Source organism: Pseudomonas sp. P179 (genome assembly GCF_000478485.2).
Classification (GTDB): domain Bacteria; phylum Pseudomonadota; class Gammaproteobacteria; order Pseudomonadales; family Pseudomonadaceae; genus Pseudomonas; species Pseudomonas aeruginosa.
The window spans coordinates 3,487,755-3,500,784 of sequence record NZ_KI517354.1; the positions used below are offsets into that span (position 1 = coordinate 3,487,755).

At 66.0% G+C, this 13,030-nt stretch carries 13 protein-coding genes; 8 read left to right on the forward strand and 5 right to left on the reverse strand.

Annotated features, from left to right (window positions below):
• Positions 1-81: 81 nt before the first annotated feature.
• Together rph and HMPREF1224_RS28630 are read left to right on the forward strand one after the other, a co-directional pair.
• Positions 82-801, forward strand: a complete 720-nt coding sequence (gene rph, locus HMPREF1224_RS28625; protein ID WP_009877263.1) for a ribonuclease PH — start codon at positions 82-84, stop codon at positions 799-801.
• A gap of 46 nt (positions 802-847) precedes the next feature.
• Positions 848-1,219 carry a DUF4870 domain-containing protein gene (locus HMPREF1224_RS28630; RefSeq protein WP_003096590.1) on the forward strand — a complete coding sequence of 124 codons (372 nt, stop codon included), beginning with the start codon at positions 848-850 and terminating at the stop codon, positions 1,217-1,219.
• Positions 1,220-1,277: 58 nt separating this feature from the next.
• On the opposite strand, the gene HMPREF1224_RS28635 is transcribed toward HMPREF1224_RS28630, so the two are convergent.
• Positions 1,278-2,057 carry an exodeoxyribonuclease III gene (locus tag HMPREF1224_RS28635; protein WP_003098313.1) on the reverse strand — a complete coding sequence of 260 codons (780 nt, stop codon included), beginning with the start codon at positions 2,055-2,057 and terminating at the stop codon, positions 1,278-1,280.
• Between the two features lie 80 nt (positions 2,058-2,137).
• Between HMPREF1224_RS28635 and pyrE the strand changes: the two genes are divergently transcribed.
• Together pyrE and HMPREF1224_RS28645 are read left to right on the forward strand one after the other, a co-directional pair.
• The gene (pyrE, locus tag HMPREF1224_RS28640; protein ID WP_003096586.1) at positions 2,138-2,779 is read left to right on the forward strand and encodes an orotate phosphoribosyltransferase; all 642 of its coding nucleotides are present in this window, start codon (positions 2,138-2,140) and stop codon (positions 2,777-2,779) included.
• 20 nt (positions 2,780-2,799) lie between these two features.
• On the forward strand, positions 2,800-3,417 hold the full coding sequence (locus tag HMPREF1224_RS28645; RefSeq protein WP_003161150.1) for a hypothetical protein: 618 nt from the start codon (positions 2,800-2,802) through the stop codon (positions 3,415-3,417).
• Here HMPREF1224_RS28645 and HMPREF1224_RS28650 read toward each other — a convergent pair.
• A complete protein-coding gene (locus tag HMPREF1224_RS28650) occupies positions 3,397-3,861 on the reverse strand; it encodes an acyl-CoA thioesterase (protein WP_003098308.1) in 465 nt (154 codons plus the stop codon). The genes HMPREF1224_RS28645 and HMPREF1224_RS28650 overlap by 21 nt on opposite strands.
• A gap of 173 nt (positions 3,862-4,034) precedes the next feature.
• Here HMPREF1224_RS28650 and HMPREF1224_RS28655 point away from each other — a divergent pair, with 173 nt between their 5' ends.
• From HMPREF1224_RS28655 to HMPREF1224_RS28665, 3 genes are all read left to right on the forward strand, one after another.
• Positions 4,035-4,424, forward strand: a complete 390-nt coding sequence (locus HMPREF1224_RS28655; RefSeq protein WP_003098306.1) for a c-type cytochrome — start codon at positions 4,035-4,037, stop codon at positions 4,422-4,424.
• Between the two features lie 77 nt (positions 4,425-4,501).
• A complete protein-coding gene (locus HMPREF1224_RS28660) occupies positions 4,502-5,830 on the forward strand; it encodes a D-arabinono-1,4-lactone oxidase (protein WP_009877261.1) in 1,329 nt (442 codons plus the stop codon).
• An 82-nt stretch (positions 5,831-5,912) separates the two neighbouring features.
• A complete protein-coding gene (locus tag HMPREF1224_RS28665; protein ID WP_003146627.1) occupies positions 5,913-7,121 on the forward strand; it encodes a DSD1 family PLP-dependent enzyme in 1,209 nt (402 codons plus the stop codon).
• A gap of 70 nt (positions 7,122-7,191) precedes the next feature.
• On the opposite strand, the gene HMPREF1224_RS28670 is transcribed toward HMPREF1224_RS28665, so the two are convergent.
• Positions 7,192-8,142, reverse strand: a complete 951-nt coding sequence (locus HMPREF1224_RS28670; RefSeq protein ID WP_003114361.1) for a SphA family protein — start codon at positions 8,140-8,142, stop codon at positions 7,192-7,194.
• A gap of 224 nt (positions 8,143-8,366) precedes the next feature.
• Between HMPREF1224_RS28670 and sphR the strand changes: the two genes are divergently transcribed.
• Positions 8,367-9,437: an AraC family transcriptional regulator SphR gene (gene sphR, locus HMPREF1224_RS28675; protein WP_003114360.1), complete on the forward strand. Its 1,071-nt coding sequence runs from the start codon at positions 8,367-8,369 to the stop codon at positions 9,435-9,437.
• A gap of 44 nt (positions 9,438-9,481) precedes the next feature.
• Here sphR and argB read toward each other — a convergent pair whose 3' ends face one another.
• Positions 9,482-10,387, reverse strand: a complete 906-nt coding sequence (gene argB / locus HMPREF1224_RS28680; protein ID WP_003096572.1) for an acetylglutamate kinase — start codon at positions 10,385-10,387, stop codon at positions 9,482-9,484.
• A 16-nt stretch (positions 10,388-10,403) separates the two neighbouring features.
• The gene (locus tag HMPREF1224_RS28685) at positions 10,404-13,010 is read right to left on the reverse strand and encodes a phosphomannomutase/phosphoglucomutase (protein WP_010793641.1); all 2,607 of its coding nucleotides are present in this window, start codon (positions 13,008-13,010) and stop codon (positions 10,404-10,406) included.
• Positions 13,011-13,030 lie beyond the last annotated feature (20 nt).

Below are 13,030 nucleotides of genomic sequence, written 5' to 3' on the forward strand. Positions count from 1 at the left end.
CGCACGCCGACGGTGGTTGAGAGCCCGGGCTGGCCTCTATAATGGCGGCCAATTCCGCTTTCTCAGTACAGGATATCCACGATGAATCGTCCCAGTGGCCGTGCCGCCGACCAGCTGCGCCCGATCCGCATCACCCGCCATTACACCAAGCACGCAGAAGGTTCGGTGCTGGTCGAGTTCGGCGATACCAAGGTGATCTGCACCGTCAGCGCCGAGTCCGGGGTGCCGCGCTTCCTCAAGGGCCAGGGCCAGGGTTGGTTGACCGCCGAGTACGGCATGCTGCCGCGCTCCACCGGCGAGCGTAACCAGCGCGAGGCCAGCCGCGGCAAGCAGGGCGGTCGTACCCTGGAGATCCAGCGCCTGATCGGCCGCTCCCTGCGAGCGGCGCTGGACCTCAGCAAGCTCGGCGAGAACACCCTGTACATCGACTGCGACGTGATCCAGGCCGACGGCGGCACCCGCACCGCCTCGATCACCGGCGCCACCGTGGCGCTGATCGACGCCCTGGCGGTGCTGAAGAAGCGTGGCGCGCTCAAGGGCAATCCGCTGAAGCAAATGGTCGCCGCCGTTTCCGTGGGCATCTACCAGGGCGTGCCGGTCCTCGACCTGGACTACCTGGAGGATTCCGCCGCGGAAACCGACCTGAACGTAGTGATGACCGATGCCGGCGGCTTCATCGAGGTGCAGGGAACCGCCGAAGGCGCGCCGTTCCGTCCCGACGAGCTGAACGCCATGCTCGAACTGGCCCAGCAGGGCATGCAGGAGCTGTTCGAACTTCAGCGCGCCGCGCTGGCCGAATGAGCAGACGCCCGGCACTGCCTGCCGGGCCCCGGAGAAGGAGCGCTACATGAACGATGTATCCGAAGAGGTCGCCGCGACCCCCGGCCAGGAAGCCCGGCAATGGGCGATGTTCTGCCATTTCGCGGCGTTCATCGGCCTGGTGTTTCCCTTCGGCAGCCTGCTCGGGCCGCTGATCGTCTGGCAACTCAAGCGCGAGAGCGATCCGTTCGTCGACGCCCAGGGCAAGGAAGCGCTGAACTTCCAGATCACCGTGGCGCTGGCGATGTTCGTCAGCTTCCTGCTGATGCTGGTGGTGATCGGCTTCTTCCTGCTCGGCCTGGTCTGCCTGGCGGCGCTGGTGTTGACCATCATCGCCGGCATCAAGGCCAACGAAGGCAAGGCCTATCGCTATCCGTTCTGCCTGCGGCTGATCAAGTAGGCCGCACGGGAAATAGAAAAGCCGGCGCATGCGCCGGCTTTTTCGTGTCTGACAGGGCTCAGATGCTCAACTGCCAGTCGTAGTCGACGATCAGCGGCGCATGCTGGGAGAAGCGCGGCTGGCGCGGCAGCTTGGCGTTGCGCACGAAGCGGCGCAGGCCGGGGGTCAGCACCTGGTAGTCGAAGCGCCAGCCGAGGTTGAGCATCTCGGCCTGTTCGCTGTCCGGCCACCAGCTGAACTGGTCGCCTTCGCGGCTGACTTCGCGCAGGGCGTCGGCATAGCCGAGGTTGCCGAACACTTCGTCCAGCCAGGCCCGTTCGGGCGCGAGGAAGCCCGGCATCTGCTGACATTCGCGCCAGTTCTTCACATCCATCTTCTGATGGGCGACGTACAGCGAGCCGCAGTAGATGTATTCGCGGCGCTTGCGACGCTGCTTGCTCAAGTAATGGGTGAAGTCGTCCATGAACTTGAATTTCTGGTTCAAGCTCTCGTCTCCGCTCTGCCCGGAAGGCAGCAGCAGGGTGGCGATACTCACCTTGTCGAAGTCGGCTTGCAGGTAGCGCCCGTAACGATCGGCCGTTTCGAAACCTAAGCCGCTGATCACAGCTTTGGGCTGCAAACGGCTGTAGAGTGCGACACCGCCCTGTTCGGGTAGCTCGGCATCGCAGGCATAAAGGAAGTAGCCGTCCAGTTGGAAGGACGGGTCATCCAGATCGAAGGCGGAGGCTCGGGTGTCCTGCAAGCAGATCACGTCGGCATTCTGTGCTTGCAGCCAACTGAGCAAACCGCGCTCGGCCGCAGCCTGAATACCATTCACGTTCACACTGATGATCCGCATAAATGGCCCCCAAAATCACGTGCGTGTATGATACCCGAGCTCAAACGGTTTAGCTAAATTCATGCGGCTTGGTGTCATTCATGCAGGCGTATCAGCGCGATTTCATTCGTTTCGCCATCGAGCGCGGGGTTCTGCGCTTCGGTGAGTTCACCCTCAAGTCCGGGCGCACCAGCCCCTATTTCTTCAATGCCGGCCTGTTCGACAGCGGCCTGGCGCTGGCACGCCTGGGACGCTTCTACGCCGAGGCGGTGATCGACAGCGGAATCGACTTCGACGTCCTGTTCGGCCCGGCCTACAAGGGCATTCCCCTGGCCGCCACCACCGCGGTGGCCCTCGCCGAGCAGCACCAGCGCGACCTGCCCTGGTGCTTCAACCGCAAGGAAGCCAAGGACCACGGCGAAGGCGGCACGCTGGTCGGCGCGCCGCTGAGCGGCCGGGTGCTGATCATCGACGACGTGATCACCGCCGGCACCGCGATCCGCGAAGTGATGCAGATCATCGACGCCCAGGGCGCCAGGGCCGCGGGCGTGCTGATCGCGCTGAACCGCCAGGAGCGCGGCAAGGGCGAGCTGTCGGCGATCCAGGAGGTCGAGCGCGACTTCGGCATGCCGGTGGTGAGCATCGTTTCCCTGGAGCAGGTGCTGGAATATCTTGCCGAAGATGCTGAACTGAAGAAGCATCTGCCGGCGGTAGAGGCCTATCGCGCCCAATACGGTATCTGAACCTTTCACAAGGGACTGGCATGGTCGGACAGGATGTAATGCGTTGCCTGATGGCCCTGGGGCTGGTGCTCCAGGGGCTTTCCTTCGGCGCCCAGGCGGCGCCGGGCGGAGCGGTGGAGCTGTACCGCTACGTCAACGACAAGGGCGTGGTGGTGCTCGACCGCCAGGGTGTGCCGCCGCAGTACATCGGCAAGGGCTACCAGGTCCTCAACGACCAGGGCCGGGTTATCCGCACCGTACCGCCGGCGCCGACCGCCGAGGAACTGCGGCAGCGCAAGGCGGCCCAAGCCCAGGCCAGCTCCGATGCGCAGCTGCTGCGCCTGTATTCCAGCCTCGAGGACGTCGACCGCGCTCGCGAACGGCGCCTGGCGGAACTGGACGGGCTGAGCAGCGTGGCGCGCGGCAACCTGCAGTCGCTCAAGCTGCAACAGGCCAACCTGCAAGGCCAGGCGGCCAACCAGGAGCGTGCCGGACGTCCGGTGGCGCAGGCGCTGGTGGACCAGTTGGACGATCTCAAGCAGGAGGAAAAGCGCCTGCAGGGCGAGATCGGGCGTTTCCAGAAGGCCCGCGAAGACGCGGAAAGAACCTATGCCGCCGACCGCGCGCGGCTCTCCCAGCTACTCGGCGTGAGTCCCTGATTCCACTGGCGACTGTCGCTCGAACGCCCTGATCTTCTCGCGCAGCCAGTCCGGCAGGGGCTGGCTCTGTCGCTCGTTCGCATCCGCATAGACGTAGACCAGCTCGCCGACGGTGAGCAACTGCTCGTCGCGCCAGATGCCCAGCTCGAAAACCAGGCTGCTGCGCCCCAGCCGCGCCACGCGGGTGCCGATGTCCAGCCAGTCGTCGAAATGCGCCGGGGCGCGGTATTCCAGGGTGCTCTTCACCGCGAACAGGTCGCCTCCGCCGCGCAGCAGGTCGGCCGGGTAGGACATGCCGAGCTGGCGGTAGTACTCGGTGGTGGCGACGTCGAGATAGGTCAGGTAGTTGCCGTTGAAGACGATGCCCTGCGGATCGACCTCCGCCCAGCGAACCCGCAGGGAATGGAAGAAGGTGTAGTTCTGGCGCTGTGCTGCGCTGCTCATGCCGGCTCCTCGACGCTGCTGCAGACATCGACTCTAGACCGCCATCGCGCGGTGCGAAAGGGCTGGCCGCAGAACCCCCCGTCGCTGGCCCGCATTGCCCTCATCCTCGGGGCGTCGCGGCCTTAGTGTTGTTCGACGAGAACGCACGCCGTGCGCAACGAGAGAGGAACACCATGTCGTCCACGCTCCGCCCCGGACCGGGCAACTCGCGCCTTTGCCGCCCGGGGTTGCTGCTTGCCCTGGGCCTGATGCTGGTGGCCTGCGGAGAATCCACGGAGCCGCCGGCGCGGGCCGCCGATTCCCAGCGTGTCCCTGCGGACCCTGCGTTGGCGCAGGTGTATTCCGCCAGTTGCAAGCTCTGTCACGCCAATCCCGCCTCCGGCGCGCCGCTGACCGGCGATGCCGCTGCCTGGGCGCCACGCCTGGCGCAGGGCATCGACACCCTGCTGGACCACAGCATCAACGGCTACAAGGGCATGCCACCCATGGGCATGTGCATGCAGTGCTCGGAAGAACAGTTCCGGGCTTTGATCGATTTCATGTCCGCAGCGCAGGACCGATAGGGGATACCGGCATGCCAAGTCATCTGTCGCGACGCCAGCTCCTGCAACGGGCGGGAGCGCTCGGTGCGTTCGCCGCCATGGTGGGAAACCCCGCGCTGGCGGAGTTGCTCCGCGCACCGCGCCTGATTCCCTGGCGCAACTGGTCCGGCGCGCAAAGCTGCCTGCCCCTGGCGCGGGAGGCACCGAAAGACCTCGACGAACTGGTCCGGATCATCCGCCAGGCGTCCGGCAGGATCCGCCCGGTGGGCTCCGGGCATTCGTTCAGCGCGTTGGTCCCGACCGACGGCACCCTGCTCTCACTCGCCTACTTCAGCGGCTTGCTCAGCCACGACAGCGCGACCCTCCAGGCCGAGTTCGGCGGCGGTACGCCGATGTCGCAGATGGGCGCTCCGCTCAAGGATATCGGCCAGGCGCTGGTGAACATGGCCGATATCGATTACCAGACCCTGGCCGGCGCCATCGCTACTTCCACCCATGGCACCGGGGTCGGCTTCGGTTCCTATTCCGCCCAGGTTCGCGGTCTGCAACTGATCACCGCGAGCGGCGAGGTGCTCGAGTGCGACGCCAAGCGCAACGTGGAGGTGTTCGATGCCGCGCGGGTCTCGCTGGGGGCGCTGGGCGTCGTGACCCGGGTGCGCCTGCAGAACCGCGCGGCCTACCGCCTGCGTGAACGGCAGTGGATCGCCCGGACCGAAGAATTGCTGGAAGACGTGGAGAAGAATACGCGCGAGAACCAGCACTGGGAGATGCTGGTGGTGACCCATTCCGACTACGCCCTGTCGATCGCCCTCAACGAGACCGACGAGCCGAAGACCCCGCCCCTGGACCCGGCGAAGGAAGGCGGCAACGAGTTCGTCGGCCTGATCGAAGGTCTCGACAAGTACCTCAGCGACTTCCCGGAGACCCGCCGCACCCTGCTCAACAGCCTGCGCCACTTCGCCCGCTTCGACGAGCGGGTCGACGATTCCTATGCGGTCTACGCCAACGTGCGCAACGTGCGCTTCAACGAGATGGAGTATTCGGTCCCCGCCGAGCATGGCCCCGCCTGCCTGCGGGAGATCCTCGCGCTGATCCGCGACAAGGACCTGCGCACCTGGTTTCCCATCGAGTACCGCTATGTGAAGGCCGACGACATTCCCCTGAGCATGTTCGAGGGCCGCGACAGTTGTTCCATTTCCGTGCATCAGCACTACAGCATGGACCACCACAACTTCTTCGCCGCGGTGGAACCGATCTTCTGGAAATACGCCGGGCGGCCGCACTGGGGCAAGCTGCATGGCCTCAACGCGCACCAGTTGCAGGGGCTCTATCCGCGCTGGAAGGCATTCGCCGAGGTGCGCCAGGCGCTGGATCCCCGCGGGCGGTTCCTCAATGCGCACCTCTCTTCCATCCTGGGCGTGACCTGAAAGGAGCGACGCCGTGAATCGACGCAAGTTCATGTTCGCCGGCCTCGGGGCCGGCGCGCTGCTGGCGGGAACTGCCGCCTGGATGCGTCCCGCCGACCGTGGCGGGCCGTACGACGACTATTTCCGCGCGCTGAACCGCGAACTCAAGGCCAATGGCCCGATGTGCCCGGTGCTGCTCATCGACCTCGATCGCCTGGACCACAACATCGATGTGGTGATGCGTTCGGTCCGCCGCGGCGGCAAGCATCTGCGGCTGGTGGAGAAATCGCTGCCTTCGCCCGGCCTGCTGGCGTACATCGCCAGGCGCGCCGGCACCCGGCGGCTGATGTCCTTCCACCAACCGTTCCTCAACCACGACGCGGTCGCTTTTGCGGATGCCGACATCCTCCTCGGCAAGCCGTTGCCGGTGCGTTCGGCGGAACTGTTCTACCGCGAGCACAAGGGTGCGTTCGACCCGGCGCGGCAACTGCAATGGCTGATCGATACGCCGCAGCGCTTGCGTCAGTACCTGGCGCTGGCCCAGGGGCTGGGTACCCGGATGCGCGTCAACATCGAACTGGACGTCGGCCTGCATCGCGGCGGGGTGGCCGACCAGGCCGCGCTGGGCGAATTGCTGGCGCTGATCGCGGCGCATCCGCAGTACCTGGAGTTCGCTGGCTTCATGGGCTACGACCCCTTCGTCGGAATGGGGGTGCCGGGCATCCTCGGTTCGCCCGAGGAGCTGTTCGCCAAGGTCATGGCGCTCTACCAGGGACATGTCGACTTCGCCCGCCAGCGCTTCGCCGCGCTGTGGACACCACAGCTGACCCTGAATACCGCCGGCAGCCCCAGCTATCGCATGCACGAGAAGGAAACGCTGAGCAGCGAGGTCTCGGTGGGCACCGCCATGCTCAAGCCGAGCCACTACGACCTGGCGTCCCTGGCCGAGCATGTGCCGGCCGTCTACATCGCCACGCCGGTACTCAAGAGCACCGGCGCGGTGCAGATCCCGGCGCTGGACGGCAAGTCCCGGCTGTTTTCCTGGTGGGACCCCAACCAGCGCGGCACCTTCTTCATCTACGGCGGCAACTGGATGGCCGACTTCGCCTCGCCCGAGGGACTGCGCAGCAACGGCATCTACGGGCGCAGCTCGAACCAGGAAATGGTCAACGGCTCGCCTTCGGTGGGCCTGGAGGTGGACGACCAGGTCTTCCTGCGGCCGACCCAGAGCGAGTCGGTGCTGCTGCAATTCGGCGACCTGCTGGCGCTGCGCGGCGGGCGGATCGTCGAGCGCTGGCCGGTTTACGCCTAGGACGCCTGGCGCTTTTCCTCGTCGATGGCGGCAGCCCGCGGATACCGGGCTGCCGCTTCGTTCCGATGCCTCAGAGTTCGAACGGAATGGTCAGCTTGGCCCAGAGCATGTCGCCCTCGGGGCGGTTCTCCACGTCGAATTCCTTGGCCCAGCGGATCTCCGCGCTGGCGTACTTAAGGAAGGTCAGGTGCACGGCGGGGCCGATGGCGAAGACCTGGCCGCGTACGCCGTCGTCGACTTCCTCGCCGAAACCGAACACCCGTACGGTCTCGCCGTTCTGTTTGTCGTCGGTGGTCTGCTTGAGGTAGTAGCCGTTCAGGCCGAGGCGCAGGTTGTCGGTCACCCGGTAGCTGGCGGAATAGTCGAAATGGAAGATCTGCCCCGAGCGATAGTCGGTGTCGTGGTTTTCCATGTTGAAGCTGTAGGTGGCCTTCAGCGACAGCTCGGTGCGTTCGGTGGGCAGCCAGGTGAAGGAGAACAGCGGCTTGTAGGTGTAGAAGTTGTTGCTGGTGTTGGCCAGCCGCTCGGCATCGTACTTGCCGGTGGGCACGGTGACCTCCACGGCGGCGGCCAGGGTCAGGTCCTTGCCCATGTCCCAGAGGATGATCGGCGCGAAGGTGGTGTCGCCCATGCTTTCCCGTTCGTCGCTCAGGCCGAACGCGGCCACGCGTTGGCGGAGATAGGGCTGGGCGATGTAGCCGCCCAGGCGCCCGCCGAAGATCCGCAGCGGGCTCAGGTAGTCCAGGCGAGGGATGATCGCATCCGAGCTGATCTTCACGTCGGACACCTTGCCGCCGAAGGAGCTGATGTTCAGCTTCCTGGCTTCGTAGTGGTTGTAGTAGACGTTGAAGGCGAACATGTGGTCGGGGAGGTTGTCGACGTCCAGTGGCAGGGTGAAGAAACCGTCGGTTCCTGGACCAATGTTGTCCACGCCGCCTTCGCTGGCGTGGGTGCAGCAGCTGACGGCGAGGGTGACGCAGGCGGCCAGGCGCAGGGGCCTGTGGGGGCGGATCGGGTTCATGGGCGGGCTCTTATTATTGTTGCCGTGGCTCGGGGCACGGCATAGGAATAAGCCCTAACGGCAGGCCGAGGCAGGGCATTGACGGTCAGCGAGGGGGGGATTTGCGGACACTGCGCAATGCTTTGTTACATCTGTGCGGAACGCTATATGATGGGACGCTCATCCCATGTCGCGATCCACCGCCAGAACAAGAACGAAGCCGAGACCGGCTCAGGATTTCGCTCATGCACAACAATGCCGCCGATGCGCGCTACGAACTCGCCCAGGTATCCACCTTCCTGCTGCAGACGCTGGCCGAGGTGGTCGAAGGCCATGGCGTCGATCCCGCGCGGCTGTGCCGGGGCCTGGGCTTCACCGTCGAAGACCTGCAGGACCCTACCCAGCGCATCTCCTACCGCCAGGCCGTGAGCATGATCCAGCGTGCCCTCCAGGCCCTGCCGGAGCGGGGACTGGGGCTGTGGGTCGGACACCAGAACGTGCTCGGCACCCTTGGCCTTCTGGGCCATGTGCTGTCGTTGTGCCGGACCCTGCGCGACGCGTTCGACATCGGCGTGCGCTACCAGCACAGCTCGGGCGGTATCGTCACCTCCAGCGTCTACCAGCAGGGCGACACCTTCTTCGTCGAGGTCGAATGCCACCTGCCCAGTAGCGAGGTGCAGGTGTTCGCCATCGAGGAGTTCTTCGCCAGCCTGCTGGTGTATGGGCGTGCCCTGGTCAGCCCGGCGTTCGAACCGCTGGGCATCGAACTCATCCATGCCGCTCCGCCCTACGCGGGCGAGTACCTGCGCCTGCTGGGCCCCCAGGTACGCTTCGGCTGCCTGCACAACCGCATGGCGATCGCCAGCCACTGGCTGGACATGCGCCTGCCCAACCACAACCTGCCGGCGTTGCGCCAGGCGCTGGCCCTGCTGGAGCAGGAAAGCACCCAGGTGCACCGGAAACTCGACCTGGTCCAGGCGGTGGAACGGGCCATCGCCCGCGACCTAAGCCTGGGCAGCCAGATCGAAAGGATTTCCGCCGAACTGAACATGAGCAGCCGCACCCTGCGGCGCCGGCTGGCCGAACACGGGCTGACCTTCGAGGCGTTGCTGGAGCAGGTGCGTCGAGGGCGGGCGATGAGCCTGCTGGGCAACCCCGGGATGTCCATCGAACGTATCACCGAGGAAGTGGGATACCGTGACATCCGCAGTTTCAGGCGCGCGTTCAAGCGCTGGACGGGAGTGAGCCCGGCGACCTTCCGTAGCGAGGGCACGAGCCCGTTGGACCAGGTCTTCACGCTGGCCGCGCGACGCTAATGGAGGAACCGCCATGGCGCGCCGGAGCGCGCCGTGGCGGGCGATCAGTGACGCTTGCGGTTGCTGATCAGGGTGCCGACGCCGCTGTCGGTGAAGATTTCCAGCAGCACGGCATTCGGCACCCGGCCATCGATGATGTGCGCGCTGGTCACGCCGCCCTGCACCGCTTCCAGGGCGCAGCGGATCTTCGGCAGCATGCCGCCGTAGATGGTGCCGTCGGCGATCAGCTCGTTGACCTGTTCGGTGGACAGCCCGGTCAGCACCTGGCCCTGCTTGTCCATCAGGCCGGCGATGTTGGTCAGCAGCATCAGTTTCTCGGCCTTCAGCGCTTCCGCCACCTTGCCGGCCACCAGGTCGGCGTTGATGTTGTAGGACTCGCCGTTGCTGCCCACGCCGATCGGCGCGATCACCGGAATGAAGTCGCCCTTGACCAGCATGTTCAGCAGCCCGACGTTGACCCCGGTGACTTCGCCCACGTGGCCGATGTCGATGATCTCCGGCTTGGTCATCTCCGGGGTCTGGCGGGTCACGGTGAGCTTCTTCGCGCGGATCAGCTCGGCGTCCTTGCCGGTCAGGCCGATGGCGCTGCCGCCGTGGCGGTTGATCAGGTTGACGATGTCCTTGTTCACCTGGCCGCCGAGGACCATCTCCACCACGTCCATGGTCGCCGCGTCGGTGACGCGCATGCCGTCGATGAAGTGGCTCTCGATCGACAGGCGCTTGAGCAGGTCGCCGATCTGCGGGCCGCCGCCATGCACCACCACCGGGTTGATGCCGACCGCTTTCATCAGCACCACGTCGCGGGCGAAGCCGGCCTTCAGCTCCTCGCTCTCCATGGCGTTGCCGCCGTACTTGATCACCAGCGTCTTGCCGACGAAGCGGCGGATGTAGGGCAGGGCCTCGGAAAGGACCTTGGCAACCTGGGCGGCGTCATCGCGACTCAGGGTCATGGGGAGCTCCGACATGTCAGAAGGGCACGGGCAGCGAGGAATCCACTGCCTTCAGTTGGTTACGGAAGACGGTCTTGATGCGCTCCAGCTCTTCCTCGGTGTCCGCTTCGAAGCGCAGGACCAGCACGGGAGTGGTGTTGGAGGCGCGTACCAGGCCCCAGCCTTTGGGGTAGTCGACCCGCACGCCGTCGAGGGTGGTGATGTTGCCTTCGCCCCATTGGGCGTCGCGTTGCAGCGCCTCGATGATGGCGAACTTGCTGTCCTCGGTGACGGTGATGTTGATTTCCGGGGTGGAAATGTCGCTCGGGAAGGCCGAGAACACGTGCTCGCTGTCACGCTGATCCTGGCTGAGGATTTCCAGCAGGCGGGCGGCGCTGTAGATGCCATCGTCGAAGCCGAACCAGCGCTCCTTGAAGAACACGTGGCCGCTCATCTCGCCAGCCAGCAGGGCGCCGGTTTCCTTCATCTTCTTCTTGATCAGCGAGTGGCCGGTCTTCCACATCACCGGACGGCCGCCGTAGCCGCTGATCAGGGCGATCAGACGGCGGGTGCACTTGACGTCGAAGATGATGTCGGCCCCCGGGTTGCGCGAGACCACGTCCTTGGCGAACAGCATCAGCAGACGGTCCGGATAGATGATGGTACCGGTATTGGTGACCACGCCGACGCGATCGCCGTCGCCGTCGAAGGCCAGGCCCAGGTCGGCGTTCTCGGCCTTGACCTTGGCGATCAGGTCCTTCAGGTTCTCCGGCTTGCCCGGGTCCGGATGGTGGTTCGGGAAGTTGCCGTCGACCTCGCAGTACAGCGGGATCACGCTGCAGCCCAGGGCCTCGATCAACTGCGGGGCGATCACCCCGGCCACGCCGTTGCCGCAGTCGACCACCACCTTCATCGGCTTGGCCATGGCGATGTCGTCGCGGATCTGCTTGAAGTAGCGCGGCAGGATGTCGACCTGCTCTACGCTGCCGACGCCGGATGCCAGGTCGTTTTTCTCGATGCGCTCGCGCAGGGCCTGGATCTGCTCGTTGGCCAGGGTCTCTCCGGCGACCACGATCTTGAAGCCGTTGTAGTCCGGCGGGTTGTGGCTGCCGGTCAGCATCACCCCGGACTTGCCCTCGAGCACGTTGGCCGCGTAGTACAGCACCGGGGTAGGCACCATGCCCACGTCGCTGACCTGGCAACCGCAGTCCACCAGGCCCTGGATCAGCTGCTTGACCAGCTCGGGACCGGACAGGCGGCCATCGCGGCCGACAGCGACGCACGGTTCGCCGCGGGCGAGGCTTTCCGAGCCGATGGCGCGACCGATCCAGTAGGCGGTCTCGGCGGTGAGGGTATCGCCTACCACGCCACGGATGTCGTAGGCGCGGAAGATGCTGGCGGGCAGCGTCGGTGCTTTTGCAGTGCTCATGATGGGGGTTTGCTCCAATCCCAGGAGGTCCTGGTCTTCATCGAGAATGTCGATATCCAGAATGTCGGTGTTCTGGAACAACGGATCTGCCAATGCCGGCTCCTCGCGAGGAGGCGCTTTCGCCACCGCCACCGGCGCCACCGGCGCTGCCTTGGCAGGGCTGGGCACGCTGGTCGGCTCCGGCTTGCGCCGCGGCTGGCGGGCCAATGCCTGGATCAGCGGGGCGAAGCCCGGCAGGCTAGGCACAGGGGGTTTGGCAGTGCGTTGCCCGCCGAGTTCCTGAAGATACTGACCGAGGGTCAGGACATCCTGATGCAGGCGGCGCAACAGCGACGAACGGGTGAGGTAGGTGCCGAGGATGCCGCCGAGCAGCGCCAGCAGCGCCGCGAGTGCCAGCAGCAGCGGCGAGGCCTGGGTCGAAGCGACGCTGCCGGGCGTGTAGTTCAGTTTCCAGTTCGGATTGCCGCTGTCCAGCGCTTGCGCACCCTTGCCCGGCGCCGGCGTACCGCGTTGCAGCAGCACCTGGGCCGGTGCGCCGGAGAACTGCTGGACCAGTTGTACCTGGCCGGCATCGCCCGGCAAGGGCGGCAGGGCGCGCAGCAGCCGTTGCAGGTCGACCGCCAGCAGCAGCGTGCCTTGCAGGCTCTGGTCGGCGCCGCGCACCGGCGCGGCGCTGTACAGCAGCCAGCGCTGGCCGACCTTGTAGGCTTCGGCGGCGACGTTCTGGCCACTTTCCACCCGGTGCAGGATATCCAGGGCGGCGAAGCTGACCGGGCCGGGGCTGTCGTTGTCCTGGGCGGCCTGGCCGGGCGCGTTCAGGTGGGCATCGACCACGCCGTCCCAGGCCAGCAGGCTGCGCTGGGCGGCCTCGATGCGGGTGGCGTCGCCGCTTTGCAGGGCTTCGAGGGCGAGGGGGCTGGCCGCGGCGGCGCGGGTGTCGGCGGCGAGTTGCTGCAAGGCCTGGCGCAAGGCGCCGGCCTGGCCTTCGGCCCAGGCCGCGTCCAACTGGCGCTGCTGCGCCTCACCGGCGCCGCCGAAGACGCCGAACCAGAGCAGGGCGCCGGCAGCCGCCACGCCCAGCAGGCTGGCGCCTATGCCGGGCAGCAGGTCCTTGCCGTCAGCGCCTTCGGACGCTGCCTTGCGCGGCTTCTTTTCCGGTTCGAGCAGGTCGCCCAACTCGTTCCCATCCTTGGCGGTGCGCTGGAAAAGCTTCATGCCGCGTCTCCTCGGCGTCT